The sequence below is a fragment of the Gemmatimonadaceae bacterium genome (genome assembly GCA_019637355.1).
Taxonomy (GTDB): domain Bacteria; phylum Gemmatimonadota; class Gemmatimonadetes; order Gemmatimonadales; family Gemmatimonadaceae; genus Pseudogemmatithrix.
Window position 1 is genome coordinate 2,513,735 of record JAHBVT010000001.1, and the last position, 15,623, is coordinate 2,529,357.

Below are 15,623 nucleotides of genomic sequence, written 5' to 3' on the forward strand. Positions count from 1 at the left end.
ACCTCAGGGCGCCACGCCCGCATACTTGCAGACGATTGCCCACTCCTTGGCCGTGACCGGCTGCACGCTCAGCCGCGAGCCCCGCTGCAGCAGCACCATCTTCTCGAGCCCCTTCACCTGCTTGAGCTCGGCCAACGTGATCAGCCGCGGCATCGCGCGCAGGGCCTTCACGTCCACCATATACCAGGTCGGCTTGTCGGGATCGGACTTCGGGTCATAATGCTCGTGCCCCTTCTCGAAGGCCGTCCAGTCGGGGTAGCCCTCCTTGACCACCTCGCAGATGCCGGCGATGCCGCTGGGCTCGGCGTTGGAGTGGTAGAAGAAGCAGCGATCGCCCTTCTTCATCAGGTCCCGCAGCGTGTTGCGCGCCTGGAAATTGCGCACGCCGTCCCAGTAGGTGGTCTTCTTGGGGGACTTTTCGAGATGGGCGTAGGAGCACATCTCGGGTTCGGACTTGATCAGCCAGTAGTTCATAGCTTGGTGTGTGGGACGGATGACGGATGACGGATGACGGACGCTTCAAGCTTCCGTCATCCGTCATCCGTCATCCGTCGAGTCTAACTCACGCGATCCCCGACCGAATCGCCGCACCCACCGCCCTAACGAACGTGTCCAACTCATCCACCGTCGTGTAGATGCTCGGCGTGATGCGGATGCCCTTGAACTCGGGGTGGACGATCGGCGTGTTCACGATCTTGTAGCGGCTGAGCAGCCAGTTGCCCAGCGCGCCGGGCTCGATGCCCTCGACGTTGAACATACAGATGGCGCCGGCTTTGTCCGGGCCGAGCTCGGTGAGCACCTGCACGCGCGGGCTGGCCTGCTTGAGTGCGTTGGCCCAGCGGTCGCGCAGGTAGCGCAGGCGCGCCACCTTCCGGTCCACGCCGATGCCGCGGTGGAAGGTCAGCGCCGTGCTCACCGCGTTGAAGTTGGCCTGCGGGTGCGTGCCGATCTGCTCGTACTTGCGGATGTTGGCCGTGTCCTTCTCCTCGGCGGCCATCAGTGGCCAGAGGCCGGGGATCTTGTCGCGGCGCACGTAGAGGAAGCCCGCGCCGATGGGCGCGTGCAACCACTTGTGCAGCGAGGTGCCGTAGTAATCACACTCCAGCTCATCACGCGAGAACGGAAAGTGCGCGAAGGCGTGCGCACCGTCCACGAACACCGGGATGCCGCGCGGGCGCGCCAGGCGCACGATGTCGCGGATCGGCAGGATCTGGCCGGTGAGATTGGTGATGTGCGGCAGCTCGATGGCCTTGGTGCGCGGCGTCATCTGCTCGGCGATGCGGCGCACCAGCACCGCCGGATCCGTCAGCGGCACGGGGAAGCTGACTTCCTTCAGCACGATGCCGTCGCGGCGCACCCGCTGCTGCCAGGTGACGATCATCCGCCCGTAGTTCTGGTTGGTGATGATGACTTCGTCGCCGCGCTGGAGGTCGAGGCCGAGGATCATCGTCTCCAGCGACTCGGAGGCGTTGCGCGTGACCGCCATCTCCTCGGTGTCGCAGCCGAAGTCCTTGGCCAGCTCGCGGCGCGTGCTCTCCATCCGCGGCTCGAGAACGCGCCAGTTGTGCTCCACCGGCAGTTCGTTGACGAACTGCAGGTCGCGCACCATCTGCTGCAGCACGTGCGTCGGCGTCGGCGAGATCCCCCCGTTGTTGAGGTTGATCATCGTCCGGTCCATATCGAAGGCGCGCTGGATATGGCTCCAGTACGTCTCGTCGTCGGCGAGTTGCTGCGCGCTGCGTTCGCCGGCCACCAGCTCGGCCTCGAACACGCGGCGGAAGGCGGTCTCGTTGAGCGCCGGCAGCGCGGCGATGCCCGCGGAGGCGCCGGTGAGCCCGGCAAGGAAGTGGCGGCGGGAAGTCAGGGGCACCGCAGGAGCTCCGGTCGAGGGGTGGGCCGACGCCTCAAGGTATCACGACCAGGCCGGCCTCGCCGCCGTAGTCGTCGCGCACACGCGCCAAGTTGCGCGGCGCACGCCACTCGCCGCCGTTCACCTGCACCGCCACGCGGTACTTGCCCGGCTCCAACTGCACCCGCGCCACCCACACGCTGCCTTCGCGCTCCATCCGGATCGGACGCCAGTCGCTGAAGTCGCCGGCGATGACGATCTCCAGGTCGGCCGCCGCGAACACGCGCACCTCGAGCTCGCCGCCACCGCCGACGAGGCGCTCGACGCTGGCACGCGCAATCAACGAGCGCTCGAGCACCGGCAGCGGCTTGGGTCCCAGCGACACGCGCACCGACGCAGTGATGAGGTCGGCCTGCGGCAGGCCGCGCAGCGGATCGGCGAGCTGGCGGCCCGCTGTGCCCACCAGCGCCACGCGGTCGGCAATCTGCAGCGTGCCGCTCCACGTCAGTGCCTCGAAGACGGCGTCGGTGCCGGCCGTGCCCACGCGCGAGGTATAGGCCACCGCGAGGTCGTGCGGGCCGTAGCGCAGTTGCGCGAAGATCTGGCCATCGCGGAAGTCGAAGGTCTCGTCGTCCGGGTCGCGCGTGACGCCCGACGCGAAGAGCAGCGGCCAGTCCGCGGACTTGAGCCGCGTCACCACCGCCGAGAGGTACAGCGGACCCCAGCGTTGCCAGAGGCCGAGGTCGAGCGCGGTGGACCGCGAGTACACGCCGTCGCGGTCCGTGGCGCCGATGCCGCCGCCGACCCAGGCGCCGTAGTTCTGCGCCACCAGGTGCTGCCGCGTAAAGAAGTTGCCGTTGCCACCGCGTCCCGCGCTGCGCAGCGAGAACGAGGCGCCGGCGATGCCGACCTCCGAACGCAGGCGTTGCGCCGGGCCCCAACCGATGTCCACCGCCGCCACGCCCTGCGCTGCGGCCAGCGAGTCCTGCGCATACGTGAGGTTGGCGCTGGTGACGAAACCCAACCACTCCGACGCCGGCCGCCACAACAACGCGAGCAGCGCGGCATTCTCCTGGGAGAAGCCGCGCTGGGTCACCGACGCAAAGCCGCCTTCGAGGCGGAGTTCAGGATGCCGCTGCGCGCCCGCCGCCGAGGCGACGAGCACCGAACCGAGGACGAGCCCCAGTGCGGCCGCGCGGCGCGTCACGCCGGCACTTAAGGCCTCGTGCCGCGGGGAGCGAGCGCGGCGGCGGCGGCGGGTGACGGGAGCAGCGACATCACCCCGCGAGCCCGCACCTCCAACGCCGCATCGGGCGTCAGGCCGGCCGCCACGTCGGATTGCACCGACGCGCCGAGTCCGGCGATCTGCGTCGGGGTCGCGCCCCGCCGCATCAGTTGCGTAATCTGCTCGAGCGCGTTGGACGCGGGGACCCCGCGCGCGACGAGCTCGGTGAGCACGTCGAGTGGCATCGCCACCGACTGCCCGGCCGGGTACGCGGCGCGGATCTGTCGCAGCATCGGGGCGGGGACACCGACCGCCAGGGCATCCGCCCCGGCAATCACCTCCGCTTCCGATGGCGAGGGAGCGAGAAGGTCCCGCGCCTGCTCGAGGCGCCTGGCCAGCGAAACCACGGCGGCCCGGATGCGCTCCCCGGCCGCTTGCTTCGTGACCCCTTCCTGAGCCTTCGCGACGAGGGCGCGCACCGGCAGCCCTCGCGAGGCGGCGCGCGAAATCTCGCGCTCCACGGCCTCACGCGTCCTTGCGTCGGCGATGCGCAGCTCCGACACCCCAGCCTGCTGCGCGGCAGCGGACTCGGGTGCGAACGCGCTGGTGAGCACCAGCGCGGCGAGCATTGTGGCGACTCGCGGCATAGTCATCGGGCAAAGACCATCACGACGGATCCCTCGCGGCCGTAATCCGCGTCGCCCGACTTGGGCGCGCGTGGATCGGCCACGAGCAATGTACCGTCAATCACGTACGCATACACGTGCCGGCCCGGCGGCAGGGGCACGGTGGCCGTCCACATCCCGGCCCCCACGCGCTGCATCTCCACCTCGCCGACCTTCCAGTCGTTGAAGTCGCCCACCACCGACACGCGCTCGGCGCTGCCGGCCTCGTACACGAACTGCGTCGGCACGCGCATCTCGCCGTCGTCGGAGGCCAGCTGCACCGGGAACTCGCCGGTGGGCGAGCCGCTGGCGGCGATCGGCGCCGGCGGCGTGGCCGTCGTCACCGCACCGCGCGTCACGAAGCCCAGGGCCAGCGCCACCACCGCCACCGCGCTCGCGCCCAGCCCCGAGAGCGCCGGCACGCGCCAGGCGTCCCAACTGCGGCTCCACCACGACGGACGCGGCGAGGCCCACACCGCCTGCAGCAGGCGACCCACCGCCTGCGGCGACGGCGCGGCGGCCGCATCGGCGCGCAGCGTCGCGCGCACCCGTTCGATCACGCTGTCCCGTTCGCGTTCACTCATCGCGCATCATCTCCGTAAGCCGGGCCCGCAGGGTGTCGCAGGCGCGCTTCACGCGCATCCGCAGGGCGCTCAGCCCCACCCCCGTCACCACGGCGATGTCCTCGTATGCCATATCCTCGACGTGCCGCAGGAGGAACGCCTCCTTCTGCTCCGCCGGGAGCGTTTCCAACAACCGGTACACCTCTTCCGTCCAGTCCTTCTCCTCGTCCGTCACCGCGCCGATCCGGTCCGGCACGTCGCCGTACTGGATCACCCCCACGTGCCGCTTGCGCTTGGCGAGCAAGGTCCGGCAGCGGTTGGCCAGGATGCGAAAGAGCCAAGGCTCGAAGCGCGCATCGTCGCGGAACCGCCGCAGGTTGTGATAGACCCGCACGAAGGTGTCCTGCACCGCTTCCTCGGCGTCCTCGCGGCTACCCACCATATGGAGGGCGAAGCGAAGCGCTCGCGGATACGTCGCATCCACCAACTGGGCGAAGGCCTGCCGATCGCCTGCCTTGGCCCGCAGGGCCAGGGTGGGATCGAGCGAGGGCGCGTTGTAGGAATCGTCCATAGGCAAGGTTTTGGGAGGATACCCCTGCCGCTCCCCCCCTCGCCACGGCGCGCCTCCGACAATCGCCCCGTCCAGCGTGTGGTCTGTCACGCCATCCAATACCCCAAAGGGACAGGTCGTGTCACATTTCGAGGCGTTTTTTCGCCTATCTTTCGGTTTCCTATGGTAGAGATCATCCTGTTCCTGCACGTCGTCCAAGTGCCTCTCCGCATTGGACTTGCGCTGCTGCTCCTGATCGCGGCGGCGCTGGCGCTGGCGTCGTGGCTGGAGCGTAGTCGGCGCATTTCACCTTTCGGCGCCGTGGCACGCGGAATTCGCGCCTCACTCGACCCCCTGCTCGCCCCCATCGATCGTTTGGTCGCGCGGGGGGGAGGTCAGCGGACCTCCACTCCGTGGTGGGGCGTATTCGCCGTGCTCGTCGCGGGGGCGCTGTTGCTGGGAACGCTGGAGTTCGTCCGCAACGTGCTCGCGGGTGTGCACTACGCGGGTGCGCAGGGCCCGAGCGGCGTACTCGTCCTGCTGCTGAGCTGGAGCTTCACGCTGCTGCAAGCGGCGCTGCTCGTACGGGTGATCACCTCGTGGGTCGGCGGCACGTACAGTTGGATCGGACGCACGGCGTACCGCCTCACCGAGTGGATGCTCGGGCCCATCCGCCAACTGCTGCCACGCATCGGCGTGGTGGACATCACGCCGCTGGTGGCCTGGTTCGGCATCTCGCTGCTACGCGGCGTGCTGATGGGCGCTATCGGCGGCTGAGCGCTCGGTGAAGCCGGTCACCATCGGCGCGCTGCGCGCCACGTCTCGGGGTACCGGTGACTGCGGCCGCGTTCCTGCGTCAGTGGTGTGGAGACCCACGCCCGTCGGTTGCCCGACCACTGCCCCTGATTCAATCTGAGACAATGACTGCATCCATCCGTTCCGCCGCCCTGCTCGTCGCCACCACCGGACTCCTTGCCGCCTGCGGCGAGGCGGCCACCGACGCCACCTGCGACACCGTGGGCAGCGGCACGTTGACCGTGAACATCGGCGGCCTGCCCGGCGGTCTCGCGGCAGACGTCGTCGTGAGCGGCCCGGGCGGCAGCTTCAACCTCGGCGCCAGCGGCACGCTCCCCGGCCTCGCGGCCGGCGCGTACACGATTCTCGCGGCGAACGTGTCCCAGACGGACTCGATCGCCGATCGCATCTTCCGCGGCACGCCGCCGGCCAATCCTGTCTGCGTACGCGACGGCGGCACGCGCACCGTGTCGGTGCCGCACGCGCAGATCGCGACCTCGCAGAAGGTCTGGGTCGGCGCCGGATTCTATTCGATGGGCTTCGCCACTTCGCAACTCAGCGCCACGGCCACGCTGGCGCCGAACGTCACCTCGGGCACGCGCGGCGGCACGGGACTCCTCTTCGATGCCTCCGGCAACCTCTGGCTGCTCGGCCAGAGCACGGCCGACCCCACGGTGATGCGTTACCCAGCCTCGGCGCTGGGCACCACCGGCAACCCGCTGCCGGACCGCTCCATCACCATCTCCGGCGTGAACTGCGACGGGCCGGGCGCGCTGGCCTTCGACGTCGCCGGCAATCTCTGGGTGAGCATCGGCTGCCAAGGGCGTGTCGTGCGTCTCACGCCGGCGCAACAGGGCACGAGCGGCGTCATCGTGCCCTCGGTGCAGATCACCAACCTCACGCGCCCGGTGGGCTTGGCCTTCAACGGGCTCGGCGACTTGTGGGTGGGCGACTCGACGCACCTGCGGCGCTACGACGCGGCGCGCCTCACGGCAAGCACCGGCGCGGCGGCGGACCTCTCGGCCAGCTTCACCACCCCGACGCCGCGCGTGGCCGGACAGTTCGCGCTCAGCGTGCGCAACCTCGGCGTGGATGCCGGCGGCGAGCTCTGGGTGAGCGCCCCCGCGCAGCAAGTGCTGTATCGCGCCGAGGCCGCCGTCCTCGGCGGGACCGGAACATCAGCGAACGTGGTCAGCCGGATCGTGTACCTCACCGAGTTCGCCTCGCCGCGCGGCTTCGCCTTCGACAACACCGGCGCGCTGTGGGTGGGCTACACGCAATCGGCCTTCGCGCGCTTCGCGCCCACGCAGCTCGAGGCCAGCAGCACGCCGGGCGCGCCGACCGTGCCGGGCCGGATCTTCGCGTCCGGGAACATCCTCGGCTTCGCCGACGACGTGGGGATGTACCGGCCCTGAGCGGGGGTGGCTTGCCATCCGTTCATCCGGATGCTAGGATATAGCCCACAACCGAGTCCGTGGCGATTTCGAGGCAACTTGCGGCCACGTTAAACATTCCGCTAAAGCGCCAGCCCGGTGCGCCTCGTCGCCCCGGGCTTTGGTGTTTTCAGGAGCACTGTGAGTCCCGCGTCCGTCGCATCCATCGAGGTCTCGTTCGAGTTCTTCCCGCCCAAGACGGCGGAGATGGAACAGACGCTGTGGAAGTCCATCCAACGCTTGGCGCCATTGGCGCCGCGCTTCGTCTCGGTCACCTACGGCGCCGGCGGCTCCACGCGCGAGCGCACGCACCACACGGTGCGGCGCATCCTGTCCGAAACGGATCTCGTCCCGGCAGCGCATCTCACCTGCGTGGCCGCGACGCGCGAGGAGATCGACGCCGTCGCCGACGACTACTGGGCGGCCGGCGTGCGCCACGTGGTGGCCCTGCGCGGCGACATCCCCGGCGGCGAGACGGACTACTTCCCCACCCCGGGCGGTTATGCCTACGCCGCCGAGTTGGTGGCGGGGCTGCGCCGGCGACACGACTTCGAGATCTCCGTCGCCGCGTATCCGGAGACGCATCCCGGGGCCCGCTCCTCCGCCGACGACCTCGACAACCTCAAGCGCAAGCTCGACGCCGGCGCCACGCGCGCCATCACGCAGTTCTTCTTCGACAACTGGACTTTCCTGCGCTTCGTGGACCGCGCACGGAAGGCGGGCATCACCGCGCCGATCGTGCCGGGCATTATGCCGGTGACGAACTTCACGCAGACGGCCAAGTTCGCGAAGACCGCCGGCACCGCGATTCCGGCTGAGTTCGCGAAGCACTTCGAAGGCCTCGAAGATGACGTCGAGACGCGCAAGCTCGTGGCCGCGGCCGTGGCGGCCGAGCAGGTCACCCAACTCCAGCAAGCGGGGATCCGGGAGTTCCACTTCTATACGCTGAATCGGGCGGATTTGAGTTACGCGATTTGTCATTTGCTCGGCCTTCGGCCGGGACGGATGACGGATGCGTTGGGGGACGGATGACGGATGCGTTGGGGGACGGATGACGGATGACGGACGCTCGGCTCGGAGTGAGCGATGAGTTTCACTCGTGAGTCGCGGATTGACGCGTTGCACGTGGCGGCGTCGCAGCGCTTGCTGATCATCGACGGCGCGATGGGGACGATGGTGCAGGAGCATCGGCTCACCGAGGCCGACTATCGCGGGGCCCGCTTCGCGTCCTGGCCGCGCGACCTCAAGGGCAACAACGACCTGCTGGTCCTCACGCGGCCGGACGTGGTCGGCGGGATCCACCGCGCCTATCTCGAGGCCGGCGCGGACATCATCGAGACGGCGACGTTCAACTCGACGCGCGTCTCGATGGCCGACTACGGGATGCAGGAGATCGTGCGCGAGCTGAACGTCGAAGGCGCGAAGCTCGCGCGCGGCATCTGCGACGAGTTCGAGGCCAAGGACGGACGGCCGCGCTGGGTGGCGGGCGTGCTCGGGCCGCTGAACCGCACGGCCTCACTCTCGCCGGACGTCAACGACCCCGGCGCGCGGAACATCAGCTTCGAGGAGCTGGTCGAGACCTACGTCGAAGCCACCGAAGGCCTGCTCGACGGCGGCGCGGATGTGATCCTCATCGAAACCATCTTCGACACGCTCAACGCCAAGGGCGCCATCTTCGCGGTGGAGCAGGTGTTCGAGCGGCGTGGCGAGCGGGTGCCGGTGATGATCTCGGGCACGATCACCGACGCGTCAGGCCGCACTCTCACGGGGCAGACCACCGAGGCCTTCTGGAACTCGGTGATGCACGCCAAGCCGTTCTCGGTCGGCCTCAACTGCGCGCTCGGCGCCAAGGACCTGCGCGCCTATGTGCAGGAACTCGCGCGCGTGGCCGACTGCTACGTGACGGTGCACCCGAACGCCGGCCTGCCCAACGAGATGGGCGGCTACGACGAGACGCCGGCGTACACCTCGTCCATCCTCAAGGAATTCGCCGAGGCCGGGCTGGTGAACGTGGTCGGCGGTTGCTGCGGCACCACGCCGGCGCACATCAAGGCCATCGCCGAGGCGGTGAAGCCGCTCCCGCCGCGCAAGATTCCCGAGATCCCGAAGCGGCTGCGGCTCTCGGGGCTCGAGCCGCTGGTGATCGGTCCCGACTCGAACTTCGTGAACGTCGGGGAGCGCACGAATGTTACGGGCAGTAAGAAATTCGCCGAGCTGATCATCGGCAACCGCTACGACGAGGCGCTGGAGGTGGCGCGGCAGCAGGTCGAGGCCGGCGCGGTGATCATCGACGTGAATATGGACGAGGGGATGCTCGACGCCGAAGCGGCGATGACGCGCTTCCTGCATCTCGTCGCCAGCGAGCCGGCCATCTCCAAGGTGCCGGTGATGATCGACAGCTCCAAGTGGAGCGTCATCGAAGCCGGTCTGCGCTGCGTGCAGGGCAAGGGCATCGTCAATTCGATCTCGCTGAAGGAAGGCGAAGCCGAGTTCGTGCGCCAGGCGACGTTGGTGCGGCGCTACGGCGCGGCGGTGATCGTGATGGCCTTCGACGAGCAGGGCCAGGCCGACACGGTCGAGCGCAAGGTCGGCATCAGCGAACGCGCGTACAAGATCCTCACCGAGCGCGTGGGCTTTCCGCCCGAAGACATCATCTTCGACCCGAACATCTTCGCGATCGCGACGGGCATCGAGGAGCACAACCGCTACGCGCTGGATTTCATCGAGGCCACGGCGCGCATCAAGGAACGCTGCCCGCACGTGCGCATCTCCGGCGGCGTCAGCAACGTCTCGTTCTCGTTCCGCGGCAACAACCCGGTGCGCGAGGCCATCCACTCGGTGTTCCTGTACCACGCCGTGAAGGCGGGGATGGATATGGGCATCGTGAACGCCGGCGCGCTGGTCCTCTACGAGGATATCCCAGACGACCTGCGCGAGCGCGTGGAGGACGTCGTCCTCGCGCGCCGCGCCGATGCCACCGAGCGCCTGCTGGCCGTCGCGGACCAGGCCAAGGGCCAGTCGCAGGCCAAGAAGGCGGACCTCAGCTGGCGGCAGGGCCCCGTCCACGAGCGGCTGCAGCACGCGCTGGTGCACGGCATCGCGGACTTCGTGGTGGAGGACACCGAAGAAGCCCGCCACCTCTTCGACCGCCCCATCGAGGTCATCGAAGGCCCGCTGATGCAGGGAATGAACGTCGTCGGCGACCTCTTCGGCGCCGGCAAGATGTTCCTGCCGCAGGTGGTGAAGAGCGCGCGTGTGATGAAGCGCGCCGTCGCGCACTTGATTCCGTACATCGAAGCCGAGAAGGCGCAGAACCCGGAGTCGCGGGCCAAGGGCCGCATCGTGATGGCCACCGTGAAGGGCGACGTGCACGACATCGGCAAGAACATCGTCGGCGTGGTGATGCAGTGCAACAACTTCGAGGTGGTGGACCTCGGCGTGATGGTGCCCTGCGCCAAGATCCTCGAGGCGGCGCGCGAACACAACGCGGATATGATCGGCCTCTCAGGGCTCATCACGCCGTCGCTCGAAGAGATGGCCTTCGTCGCGAGCGAGATGCAGCGCGAGGGCTGGACGATCCCGCTGCTCATCGGCGGCGCGACAACCAGCAAGGTGCACACGGCCGTGAAGATCGCGCCCAACTACTCGGGCCCAGTGGTGCACGTGCTCGATGCGTCACGGGCCGTGGGCGTGGCCAGCTCGCTGGTCAGCGACGGACTCAAGGAACAGTTCGTGCGCGAAATCGCCGAGGAGTACGACGCGGTGCGCAAGCATCGTGCGCTGCGGCAGAAGGACCAGCGCCGGCAGACCATCGCCGAGGCCCGCGCGAACAAGCCCAAGCTCACCTGGACCGGCGATGCGCCGACGCCGAGTTTCGAAGGCGTGCGCGTGTTCGACGACTTCCCGCTCGAAGAGCTGGTACCGCGCATCGACTGGACACCGTTCTTCCAGACCTGGGAGCTGGCGGGCTCGTACCCGGCCATCCTCGACGACCCCAAGGTCGGGGAGGCGGCGCGCAACCTGTTTGCGGATGCGCGGGCGATGCTGGAGAAGATTGTGGATGAGAGGTGGCTTAGGGCGAGGGCGGTGGTAGGGTTCTTTCCGGCTTGGTCCGATGGGGAGGAGCAGATTCATCTAGGACGGATGACGGATGACGGAAGCGAACTGCGGAGCTACACCATCCAGACAATCCGGCAGCAGATGGTGAAGAACGATGGGCGGGCGAACTTTGCACTCGCGGATTTCGTCGCGCCTTTGGATGCCGGGGTGCGCGATTGGCTGGGTGCCTTCGTGGTGACTACAGGACTCGGCCTTGACGAGAAAGTCGCGGAGTTCGAGGCGGCCAACGACGACTACTCGTCGATTATGGTGAAGGCCCTCGCCGACCGACTCGCCGAGGCCTTTGCGGAGCGGCTGCACGAGAAGGTGCGCCGCGAGCTCTGGGGGTATGCGCCCGACGAGCACCTCGACAACCAGGCGCTGATCAAGGAGCAGTACCAGGGCATCCGCCCGGCGCCGGGGTATCCGGCCTGCCCCGACCACACCGAGAAGCGCACGCTGTTCGACCTGCTCGACGCCGAGCGCCTCTCGGGGGTGCAGCTCACCGAGAGCTACGCGATGCAACCGGCCTCGGCGGTCAGCGGCTGGTACTTCTGGCACCCCGAGGCGCAGTACTTCGGCGTCGGGAAGATCGAGAAGGACCAGGTGGAGGCCTACGCGGCCCGGAAGGGCGTCGCGGTGGCGGAAGCGGAGCGCTGGCTGGCACCGATCCTCAACTACGACCGGTAGCCTTCACCGGCCGGCGTCCCTCGTGGCAGCACCGCGGGAGGGTTTGCGGCGGGTCCGCGCGCGGCAGGGTAGATTCCCCCGTTGATGTCCGACACCCAACGCCGTGTCCTGATCGTCGACGACGATGCCGCCGTCCTGCAGGCATCGTCCATCCTGCTGAGCCGAGCCGGCTTCGTCGTCGACGCCGTCGACTCGGGCGAGGTCGCGCTGCGGGCGCTGCAGGACCGCAGTTACAGCGCCATCCTCTCCGACATCAATATGGAAGGGATGAGCGGCCTGGACCTGCTGCGGATGATCCGCGAGCGGGACCTCGACACGCCGGTCATCCTCATCACCGGCGGCCCGTCGCTGCAGACGGCGATCGACGCGATGGCCTGGGGTGCGCATCGCTACCTGCTCAAGCCCGTGGCGCCCAAGGAGCTGATCGAGGCCGTCACCCGTGCGGTGCTGCTCTCGGACCTCGCCCGCCTCAAGCGCGAGGCCTTCGCGCTGCGCGGCGCCCACGGCCTGCCCGTGGATGATGAGAAGGCGCTCGACGCGTCGTTCACGCGTGCGCTGGACCGCCTCGCGATCGTCTTCCACCCGATCGTCTCGATGCGCGAGCGCCGAGCCCTGGGCTTCGAGGCGCTGGTCCGCTCCACCGAGCCCACGCTGCAGCACCCCGAGGCCCTGCTCGGCACCGCTTCGCTGCTCGGTCGCTCCGATGAGCTCACCCGCGCGATCTACACCAAGATCGCCGAGCAGGCGCAGCGCATTCCCGAGGATCGCCTGCTCTTCGTGAACGTGCATCCGCCCGACCTGCTCGACCATTCGCTGCACGGCATCGGCTCGCCGCTGGCGCCCTTCGCCGACCGCATCGTCCTCGAGATCACCGAGCGGGCGAGCATCGAGCGGATGGGCGACATCACCAGCATCGTGAAGAACCTCCGCCTGCTCGGCTACCGTCTGGCCGTGGACGACCTCGGCACCGGCTACGCGGGGTTGTCCAGCTTCACGCAGCTCAGTCCCGAGATCGTCAAGCTCGACCGCTCGCTGGTGGAGGGCATCGACGAGAACCCCACCAAGCAGCGTGTGGTGCGGGCAATGCTGCAGCTCTGCGAGGACCTGCAGATGCAGGCCATCTGCGAAGGCATCGAGAAGGCCAGCGAACGGGACGCGCTGGTGGCGATGGGGGCGGATTTGCTGCAGGGCTACCTCTTCGGCCTGCCTGCGCCACATTTCGACGACCCCCCGATCTGACCGCCTCAGGGCGGTCCGTCTCCCCCCGACCGCAACGCCAGAATGTCGCCCGACGTCGCCACCCCCCGCCCCGCCCTCACCCTGCTCTCCGACGACGAGCAGGCCTTCAAGTCCGCCGTCGCCGAGTTCGTGGACGGCGAGGTTCGTCCTCGCCTCGCGCAGATGGAGCGTGAGGCCAAGCTCGATCCGGCGCTGATCAAGGCCTACTTCGAGATGGGCCTGATGGGCATCCAGGCCCCCGAGGCCCACGGCGGCGCCGCCGGCTCGGTGATGATGGTGACACTCGCGGTCGAGGAGATCTCCAAGGCCGACGCCTCCAGCGCGATTATGGTGGACGTGCAGAACACCTTGGTCGCGCATCCGTTGCTCGCGGCGGCCACCCCGGAGCAGTTGGCCAAGTGGATGCCCGCGCTGTGCAGCGGCACCGTCGGCGCCTACGCGCTCTCCGAGGCCTCGAGCGGTTCGGACGCCTTCGGCCTGCAGACGCGCGCGCTGAAGGTGGCCGGCGGCTGGAAGCTCAACGGCCGCAAGCTCTGGATCACCAATGGCGCCGAGGCGGGGCTGTTCATCCTCTTCGCGACCGTGGACCCGGCCAAGGGCTACAAGGGCATCACCGCGTTCATCGTCGAGCGCGAGATGCCGGGCTTCAGCGTCGGCAAGAAGGAGGACAAGCTCGGCATCCGCGCTTCAAGCACGACCGAGCTGATTCTTGAAGACGTATTCGTCCCCGACTTCAACGTGCTCGGCCCCGTCGGCCAGGGCTACAAGATCGCCATCGAGACGCTGAACGAAGGGCGCATCGGCATCGGCGCGCAGATGATCGGCGTGGCGCAGGGCGCGCTCGACGCGGCCGTCACCTACGTGAAGGAGCGCCAGCAGTTCGGGAAGCCGCTGGCGGACTTCCAGGCGGTGCAGTTCCAGTTGGCCCAGGCGGCCACCGAACTCGAGGCGGCGCGGCTGATGGTGTACAACGCGGCGCGGCTGCGTGATGCCGGCGAGGACATCGCCCAGGCGGGCGCGATGGCGAAGCTGTATTCGAGCCAGGTGGCCGAGCGCGTGACCTCGCTGTGCGTGGAGCTCTTCGGCGGCTACGGGTACACCAAGGACTACCCGGTGGAGAAGTTCTATCGCGACGCCAAGATCGGGACGATCTACGAAGGCACGTCGAATATGCAGTTGGCGACGATTGCGAAGGGGATGCTGAAGTAGGACGGATGACGGATGACGGAAGGGGTGCGCCGACCTGGTTGGTGCGTCGCCGAATCCGAATCGTCTCGTTATCCCGCGCGACTGAGACTTAGCCGCACCGACACAAGCTGACTCCCCCGCCCGGCGTTGAAGTCGCCCCAGAGCCCCTCACCGCCGAGCGAGATCGGCATCCGCACGCGCTCACGCTTCAGTTGACCCGTCACCAGCTCGCCGTCGAGATCGGCTTCGATTACCCACGTCGTGCCGAGCCCGAGGAATCGTGCTGGAAGACTCGGGTTTCGGATGATGCGGCCGTTGCGCAGCGTCGCGCCGCCGGCAGTGCCGCGCACGCTGGAGTCCGCGGCGATCTCGATGGACACCTCGATTCCATTGGGTGCACCGGGACTGCGGACCTCGGCGCGGCCTTCCCAGCGGCCGACCGGGAGATCCGGGACCTGCGCCTTCGCCCCAGACGGAGCGAGCGCGAGGGCGGCGACCAGCACGACTCGGACAGACAGACGCTGCATCCTGTGAATCTACTGCGTCAGCGAACGCACGGCGCGATCTGCCCTAGGGTGCTGGCCGCCTCCTCTCATTGGTCAACCTACTGTCGGTGGTACGCGAGCCCGGCCTGCTGCGCCTGACCGATGGCGATGACCATCGCCGGGACAATCTCGACGCCAGGCAGGACGTTGGCCTTGAGATCGGCCGTGACCACCTCGGCATCGAGGCCGCGGGCGTTGGCGAGCAACGACGCGAAGATGCCGAGCGCGTTGTTGCAGACGATGAAGCGCGTGCCGCGCTGCTGCAGCGCCTCGATGCTCGCGGCGGGAATCGTCATCCCGAGGATCTGCGGCGAGGTCCGCCACGGATTGGCGCTTCCGCCGGTGCCCGGCTCCACGCCGATGCCCTGCAGGAATTCGGCGATGCGGTACTTGGTCCACATCTCGTCGCGCAGGCCGTGGAAGGTCGTGGCGCCGTAGAACGTGCCCACCGTGTTCAGCTGCGCGTCGGTCACGTTGTACGCGCGCTGGTAGGTGTTCAGGTAGTTCATAATGTGCACCAGCGGGATGCCGCCGCCGGGCTGCGGGGAATCGAAGAGCTGACGGTGCTTGCCGTTCAGGTTCTGGAGCCAGGTGTCCTGGAACTCGGGCTGCACGGACGCCGCGCTGGCCTCTGGCGTCGACTGCACCGCCACTGCGGCAATGACGGCGGCGAGGCCGAAGGTCGCCACGGCAAGCGCGCGACGGGTGGAACGAATCATCTGAACCTCCTGATGCGAGTGGTCGGCGACGCAGCCCGGACCGTCCGGCGCCCGCCATCAGGAA

14 protein-coding genes and 1 riboswitch are annotated in these 15,623 nt (G+C 68.4%); of the genes, 6 read left to right on the forward strand and 8 right to left on the reverse strand.

Features of this window, described 5'->3' with window-relative positions; genetic code table 11:
- Positions 1 to 3: 3 nt before the first annotated feature.
- From KF689_11515 to KF689_11540, 6 genes are all read right to left on the reverse strand, one after another.
- On the reverse strand, positions 4 to 474 hold the full coding sequence (locus tag KF689_11515; protein MBX3133996.1) for an EVE domain-containing protein: 471 nt from the start codon (positions 472 to 474) through the stop codon (positions 4 to 6).
- Positions 475 to 562: 88 nt separating this feature from the next.
- On the reverse strand, positions 563 to 1,870 hold the full coding sequence (locus tag KF689_11520; GenBank protein MBX3133997.1) for an aminotransferase class V-fold PLP-dependent enzyme: 1,308 nt from the start codon (positions 1,868 to 1,870) through the stop codon (positions 563 to 565).
- A 34-nt stretch (positions 1,871 to 1,904) separates the two neighbouring features.
- On the reverse strand, positions 1,905 to 3,056 hold the full coding sequence (locus KF689_11525) for a glycogen-binding domain-containing protein (protein MBX3133998.1): 1,152 nt from the start codon (positions 3,054 to 3,056) through the stop codon (positions 1,905 to 1,907).
- An 8-nt stretch (positions 3,057 to 3,064) separates the two neighbouring features.
- Positions 3,065 to 3,727, reverse strand: coding sequence for a hypothetical protein (locus KF689_11530; GenBank protein ID MBX3133999.1), 663 nt, complete (start codon positions 3,725 to 3,727; stop codon positions 3,065 to 3,067).
- Positions 3,724 to 4,323 (reverse strand): isoamylase early set domain-containing protein, encoded by a 600-nt coding sequence (locus KF689_11535; protein MBX3134000.1) that lies wholly within the window; start codon positions 4,321 to 4,323, stop codon positions 3,724 to 3,726. The genes KF689_11530 and KF689_11535 overlap by 4 nt, the downstream gene beginning before the upstream one ends.
- A complete protein-coding gene (locus tag KF689_11540; GenBank protein ID MBX3134001.1) occupies positions 4,316 to 4,873 on the reverse strand; it encodes an RNA polymerase sigma factor in 558 nt (185 codons plus the stop codon). The genes KF689_11535 and KF689_11540 overlap by 8 nt, the downstream gene beginning before the upstream one ends.
- A 162-nt stretch (positions 4,874 to 5,035) precedes the next feature.
- Between KF689_11540 and KF689_11545 the strand changes: the two genes are divergently transcribed.
- The 6 genes from KF689_11545 to KF689_11570 all read left to right on the forward strand — a co-directional run bounded on the left by KF689_11545 (position 5,036) and on the right by KF689_11570 (position 14,316).
- Complete coding sequence (locus KF689_11545; GenBank protein ID MBX3134002.1) at positions 5,036 to 5,629, forward strand: YggT family protein; 594 nt, start codon at positions 5,036 to 5,038, stop codon at positions 5,627 to 5,629.
- A 143-nt stretch (positions 5,630 to 5,772) separates the two neighbouring features.
- A complete protein-coding gene (locus KF689_11550; protein ID MBX3134003.1) occupies positions 5,773 to 7,062 on the forward strand; it encodes a hypothetical protein in 1,290 nt (429 codons plus the stop codon).
- 49 nt (positions 7,063 to 7,111) lie between these two features.
- A riboswitch (SAM riboswitch) is annotated at positions 7,112 to 7,187 on the forward strand.
- 34 nt (positions 7,188 to 7,221) lie between these two features.
- On the forward strand, positions 7,222 to 8,112 hold the full coding sequence (gene metF / locus KF689_11555) for a methylenetetrahydrofolate reductase [NAD(P)H] (GenBank protein MBX3134004.1): 891 nt from the start codon (positions 7,222 to 7,224) through the stop codon (positions 8,110 to 8,112).
- Between the two features lie 54 nt (positions 8,113 to 8,166).
- Positions 8,167 to 11,868, forward strand: a complete 3,702-nt coding sequence (gene metH, locus KF689_11560; protein MBX3134005.1) for a methionine synthase — start codon at positions 8,167 to 8,169, stop codon at positions 11,866 to 11,868.
- An 84-nt stretch (positions 11,869 to 11,952) separates the two neighbouring features.
- Positions 11,953 to 13,107 carry an EAL domain-containing protein gene (locus tag KF689_11565; protein ID MBX3134006.1) on the forward strand — a complete coding sequence of 385 codons (1,155 nt, stop codon included), beginning with the start codon at positions 11,953 to 11,955 and terminating at the stop codon, positions 13,105 to 13,107.
- A gap of 42 nt (positions 13,108 to 13,149) precedes the next feature.
- On the forward strand, positions 13,150 to 14,316 hold the full coding sequence (locus KF689_11570) for an acyl-CoA dehydrogenase family protein (protein MBX3134007.1): 1,167 nt from the start codon (positions 13,150 to 13,152) through the stop codon (positions 14,314 to 14,316).
- Between the two features lie 68 nt (positions 14,317 to 14,384).
- Here KF689_11570 and KF689_11575 read toward each other — a convergent pair whose 3' ends face one another.
- Entirely contained in the window at positions 14,385 to 14,822 is a 438-nt protein-coding gene (locus KF689_11575) for a hypothetical protein (GenBank protein MBX3134008.1), read from the reverse strand.
- A gap of 77 nt (positions 14,823 to 14,899) precedes the next feature.
- Positions 14,900 to 15,559: a hypothetical protein gene (locus KF689_11580; protein ID MBX3134009.1), complete on the reverse strand. Its 660-nt coding sequence runs from the start codon at positions 15,557 to 15,559 to the stop codon at positions 14,900 to 14,902.
- Positions 15,560 to 15,623: the final 64 nt, after the last annotated feature.

Bases quoted from the DNA above. Each gene is read 5' to 3' on its own strand.
- KF689_11515 (MBX3133996.1), bottom strand. From the start codon at position 474: ATGAACTACTGGCTGATCAAGTCCGAACCCGAGATGTGCTCCTACGCC.
- KF689_11530 (MBX3133999.1), bottom strand. From the start codon at position 3,727: ATGACTATGCCGCGAGTCGCCACAATGCTCGCCGCGCTGGTGCTCACC.
- KF689_11535 (MBX3134000.1), bottom strand. From the start codon at position 4,323: ATGAGTGAACGCGAACGGGACAGCGTGATCGAACGGGTGCGCGCGACG.
- KF689_11540 (MBX3134001.1), bottom strand. From the start codon at position 4,873: ATGGACGATTCCTACAACGCGCCCTCGCTCGATCCCACCCTGGCCCTG.
- KF689_11545 (MBX3134002.1), top strand. From the start codon at position 5,036: ATGGTAGAGATCATCCTGTTCCTGCACGTCGTCCAAGTGCCTCTCCGC.
- KF689_11550 (MBX3134003.1), top strand. From the start codon at position 5,773: ATGACTGCATCCATCCGTTCCGCCGCCCTGCTCGTCGCCACCACCGGA.
- metH (MBX3134005.1), top strand. From the start codon at position 8,167: ATGAGTTTCACTCGTGAGTCGCGGATTGACGCGTTGCACGTGGCGGCG.
- KF689_11565 (MBX3134006.1), top strand. From the start codon at position 11,953: ATGTCCGACACCCAACGCCGTGTCCTGATCGTCGACGACGATGCCGCC.
- KF689_11570 (MBX3134007.1), top strand. From the start codon at position 13,150: ATGTCGCCCGACGTCGCCACCCCCCGCCCCGCCCTCACCCTGCTCTCC.
- KF689_11575 (MBX3134008.1), bottom strand. From the start codon at position 14,822: ATGCAGCGTCTGTCTGTCCGAGTCGTGCTGGTCGCCGCCCTCGCGCTC.
- KF689_11580 (MBX3134009.1), bottom strand. From the start codon at position 15,559: ATGATTCGTTCCACCCGTCGCGCGCTTGCCGTGGCGACCTTCGGCCTC.